This window comes from Streptomyces torulosus (assembly GCF_001419765.1).
In the GTDB taxonomy this organism is placed as follows: domain Bacteria; phylum Actinomycetota; class Actinomycetes; order Streptomycetales; family Streptomycetaceae; genus Streptomyces; species Streptomyces torulosus.
Genome location: NZ_LIRK01000508.1, coordinates 1 through 4,192, shown reverse-complemented (window position 1 = coordinate 4,192; position 4,192 = coordinate 1). Strand labels below are relative to the sequence as shown.

The window sequence follows — 4,192 nt, the reverse complement described above, 5'->3', positions numbered from 1 at the left end:
TCGGAGATCTCGTCGAGCTGGCCGCCGCCCAGCTCGACGAGATCTCCGACCGGAAGGGATGGGACCTGCGCGTCCACGTCTCGAAGACGGTCACCGACCCCTGGACCGCCCACGCGGCGTCCACCACCGCCACCGATAACCTGGGAGCCCCCAACTGAACGCCGCGCCCGCCGACCAGATCCGACTCCTCGACGTCCAGGCCCTCGACGTACGCCTCCAGCAGCTCGCGCACAAGAGGAGGTCGCTGCCCGAGCACGCCGAGATCGAGTCACTGACGAAGGACCTCACCCAGCTGCGCGACCTCCTCGTCGCCGCGCAGACCGAGGAGAGCGACACCGCCCGCGAGCAGACCAAGGCCGAGCAGGACGTGGACCAGGTGCGTCAGCGCGCCACCCGCGACCAGCAGCGCCTGGACTCGGGCGCGGTCAGCTCCCCGAAGGACCTGGAGAACCTCCAGCGCGAGATCGCCTCCCTCGCCAAGCGGCAGGGCGACCTGGAGGACATCGTCCTGGAGGTCATGGAGCGCCGGGAGTCCGCCCAGGAGCGGGTCGCCGAGCTGACCGAGCGGGTCGGCGCCGTCCAGGGCAAGATCGACGACGCGACCGCCCGCCGGGACGCGGCCTTCGAGGAGCTCGACGGCGAGGCCGCCTCGGTGACCAAGGAGCGCGAGGTCATCGCCGCGTCCGTCCCCGCCGACCTCCTCAAGCTCTACGACAAGCTGCGGGAGCAGCAGGGCGGCATCGGCGCGGCCAAGCTGTACCAGCGCACCTGCCAGGGCTGCCGCCAGGAGCTGGCGATCACCGAGCTGAGCGAGATCCGCAAGGCCGCGCCCGACACGGTCGTCCGCTGCGAGAACTGCCGCCGCATCCTGGTGCGCACCTCGGAGTCGGGTCTGTAGCCGGGGCCTGCGAGCGGCCGTAGTCGACAGACCAAGAGGTTGATGTGGTGCGGGAGTTCATCGTCGAGGCCGACGGGGGGTCCCGGGGCAACCCGGGGCCCGCGGGCTACGGTTCGGTCGTCCTCGACGGGGCGACGGGGGAGCCGTTGGTGGAGGCCGCCGAGTACATCGGGGTCGCCACGAACAACGTCGCCGAGTACCGGGGCCTCATCGCGGGCCTGAAGGCGGCGTACGCGCTGGACCCCACGGCCACCGTCCGCGTCCGTATGGACTCCAAGCTCGTCGTGGAACAGATGTCGGGCCGCTGGAAGATCAAGCACCCCGACATGAAGCCGCTGGCCGCCGAGGCCCTGCGGGTCTACGCCCCCGGCCACGTCACCTACGAGTGGATCCCGCGCGACCAGAACAAGCACGCCGACCGGCTCGCCAACGAGGCGATGGACGCGGGCAAGCGGGGCGAGCAGTGGTCGCCGTCCACGTCCACGGCGGACCTCGACACCCGCGCGACCCGCCAGAGGGCGGGGGCTGCCCCGTCCGCCACCGACCCCGAGCCGTCGGGCCCGCCCGGGGACGCGGCCGCGGGCGCTGCGAGGGCCAGGGCAGCGCTGGCGGGGGCGCGGGGCGAGACCGGGAACGGGGGCGGCGCGGCGACGAGTACGACCGCCGCCGGGCCCGACGCCGATGAGCTGGGCGCCGATGAGCCGGGCGCTGGTGAGGCCCGTGAGTCCGACGCCGTTGAGGCCCGCCCTGCCGAGCCCGACGCTCCCATCGGGGCCTCTGCCGCCAGGAAGACCGCCGCCGAGAGGAGCGAGGCCGGTACCCCTGGAGTGCGGAGGACCGCGGCGAGCGCCGACATCCGCGCCGCGAAGAACGTCGCCTCCGCCGCCCCCGATCTCGGGACCCCCGCGACCTTCGTGCTGCTCCGGCACGGGGAGACACCCCTGACGCCCCAGAAGCGGTTCTCGGGGAGCGGCGGTTCCGACCCGTCGCTCTCCGACGTCGGCCGCTACCAGGCGGAACGGGTCGCCGCCGCGCTGGCCGCCCGGGGGACGATCCAGGAGGTCGTGTCGTCGCCGCTGGCCCGCTGCCGCGAGACGGCGGAGATCGTCGCGGCCCGCCTCGGGCTGGCCGTGACCCTCGACGACGGGCTGCGGGAGACCGACTTCGGCGCCTGGGAGGGGCTCACCTTCGGTGAGGTGCGGGAGCGGTACCCCGACGACATGAACGCCTGGCTCGCCTCGCCGGACGCGGAGCCCACCGGCGGCGGGGAGAGCTTCGAGGCCGTCGCCCACCGGGTCGCCGCGACCCGCGACCGGCTGACCGAGGCGCACCGGGGCCGTACGGTCCTGCTCGTCAGCCATGTCACGCCGATCAAGACCCTGGTCCGCCTGGCCCTCGGCGCACCCCCCGAGTCCCTGTTCCGCATGGAACTGTCGGCGGCCTCCCTGACGGCCCTGGCGTACTACGCCGACGGCAACGCCACGCTCCGCCTCCTCAACGACACGTCACATCTGCGCTGAGCGGCGGCGGCCGTACGCTCACCGCAGGGCCGCCGCGCTGCGCGCCAGCGCCTCGATCCGCCCCCAGTCCCGTGCGGCGATCGCGTCGGCCGGGAGCATCCAGGTCCCGCCGACGCAGCCGACGTTGGGGAGGGAGAGGTACTCGGGCGCGTTGTCCGGCCCGATCCCTCCGGTCGGGCAGAACCGGGCCTGCGGCAACGGCCCCGCGAGCGACTTCAGATAGGCCGTACCGCCCGCCGCCTGCGCCGGGAAGAACTTCATCTCCCGTACGCCGCGCTCCAGCAGCGCCACGACCTCCGACGTGGTCGACACGCCCGGCAGGAACGGCACCCCGGACGCCTGCATCGCCGTCAGCAGCGCGTCCGTCCAGCCAGGACTCACCAGGAACCGTGCCCCGGCCCGCACCGCCGCCGTCACCTGTTCCGGCGTGACGACCGTGCCCGCCCCGACCACCGCGTCTGGCACGCCCCCGGCGATCGCCCGGATCGCGTCGAGCCCGGCGGGAGTCCGCAACGTCACCTCGATCGCCGGTAGCCCCCCGGCGACCAACGCCCGCGCGAGCGGCACGGCGTCGGAGGCGTCCCCGATGACGACGACCGGGACGACGGGGGCGAGGTCGAGCACGGAGGACGTCGAGACGGGACCGACGGGCGACGGAGAGGCCATGGCCTCATGCTGCCCGGCCTCTGCAGCATGCGCAAAGGTCGTTGTGCATGCTGCAATGCGCCACCTCGGTGCCTCGGTGCCTCGGTGCCTCGGTGCCTCAGGCCCTCAGTCCCAGGGGTCAGCGCCCCGTCAGTGCACCTCGGTCACCAGCACGTCCAGCGTCCACGCCTTCCCCGCCCCGGCCGGAGGCTCCACCTCCACCACGTACCCGAGGTCCCGCAGCGCCTCCACCAGCTGCTCAGGGCCCTTGGGGGCCGCGCCGGCCGACAGCAGGCTGCGGACGATGCGGCCCTTGGTCGCCTTGTTGAAGTGGCTGACCACCTTCCGGGTCGGCGCGTGCAGCACCCGTACCGTCGCCGTGCGCCCGGCGATCTCACCCTTCGGCTTCCACGCGCCGGCGTACGCCGAGGACCGCAGATCGAGGACGAGCCCGTCGCCGGCCGCCTCGGGAAGCGCCGATGCCATCGGCGTACGCCAGTGCGTGCCGAGCGCGCCCACGCCGGGCAGCTTCACGCCCATCGAGCAGCGGTAGGAGGGGATGCGGTCCGTGACGCGGACGGCGCCCCACAGCCCGGAGAAGACCAGCAGCGAACGTGCCGCCCGCTTCTTCGCGGCGGTGTCGAGGGACGCCAGGTCGAGGGCGTCGTAGAGCACGCCGGTGTAGATCTGGCCGGCCGGGCGGGCCCCCGCGGTCCGCAGCTCCGCGTTCTTGGCGATCTCGCCGCGCAGCCCCTCGCTCAGGCCGAGCACCTCGCGGGCCTTGTCCTCGTCGCCCGCGCACAACTCGACCAGTTCACCGAGCACCGCCTCCCGCGCCTCGGTGAGCGCCGGGAGGGAAAGGGACTCCAGCTTCAGCGGAGCGCCGCCCACTGAGGGGGCCTTTCCTTCGGACGGGGGCAGCAGGACGAGCACGGGGACTCCTTCGGATAGGGCTCCGCGACAGCGTACGGGGTGCGAACCGGGCGCCTGCCTACCTGGTCGGTCGGCCCGCACCGGGCACCCGTCGGACTGCCGCCCCCCCCGTTCCGACCCGGGTGACGCGGTCGGCCCGCACGAGGCTCCCGTCGGTATGTCGACCACCCGTGCCGACCCGGGTGACCCGGTCGGC

General features: G+C 73.8%; 4 protein-coding genes and 1 pseudogene. 3 read left to right on the top strand and 2 right to left on the bottom strand.

Annotation, left to right across the window (positions count from 1 at the left end):
• The 3 genes and pseudogenes from AOK23_RS50535 to AOK23_RS31380 all read left to right on the top strand — a co-directional run.
• Nucleotides 1-158: pseudogene (locus AOK23_RS50535) on the top strand (Nif3-like dinuclear metal center hexameric protein); the annotation flags it as partial.
• Nucleotides 155-898, top strand: a complete 744-nt coding sequence (locus AOK23_RS31385) for a CT398-like coiled coil hairpin domain-containing protein (protein ID WP_079049814.1) — start codon at nucleotides 155-157, stop codon at nucleotides 896-898. The pseudogene AOK23_RS50535 and the gene AOK23_RS31385, both read left to right, overlap by 4 nt.
• A 47-nt stretch (nucleotides 899-945) precedes the next feature.
• The gene (locus tag AOK23_RS31380) at nucleotides 946-2,418 is read left to right on the top strand and encodes a bifunctional RNase H/acid phosphatase (protein ID WP_055715954.1); all 1,473 of its coding nucleotides are present in this window, start codon (nucleotides 946-948) and stop codon (nucleotides 2,416-2,418) included.
• Nucleotides 2,419-2,436: 18 nt separating this feature from the next.
• On the opposite strand, the gene eda is transcribed toward AOK23_RS31380, so the two are convergent.
• Nucleotides 2,437-3,084: a bifunctional 4-hydroxy-2-oxoglutarate aldolase/2-dehydro-3-deoxy-phosphogluconate aldolase gene (gene eda / locus AOK23_RS31375; RefSeq protein WP_055715952.1), complete on the bottom strand. Its 648-nt coding sequence runs from the start codon at nucleotides 3,082-3,084 to the stop codon at nucleotides 2,437-2,439.
• A 129-nt stretch (nucleotides 3,085-3,213) separates the two neighbouring features.
• A complete protein-coding gene (gene yaaA / locus AOK23_RS31370) occupies nucleotides 3,214-3,996 on the bottom strand; it encodes a peroxide stress protein YaaA (RefSeq protein ID WP_055715951.1) in 783 nt (260 codons plus the stop codon).
• Nucleotides 3,997-4,192 lie beyond the last annotated feature (196 nt).

Coding starts and splice junctions, on each gene's coding strand:
- eda (WP_055715952.1), bottom strand. CDS start 3,084: ATGGCCTCTCCGTCGCCCGTCGGTCCCGTCTCGACGTCCTCCGTGCTC.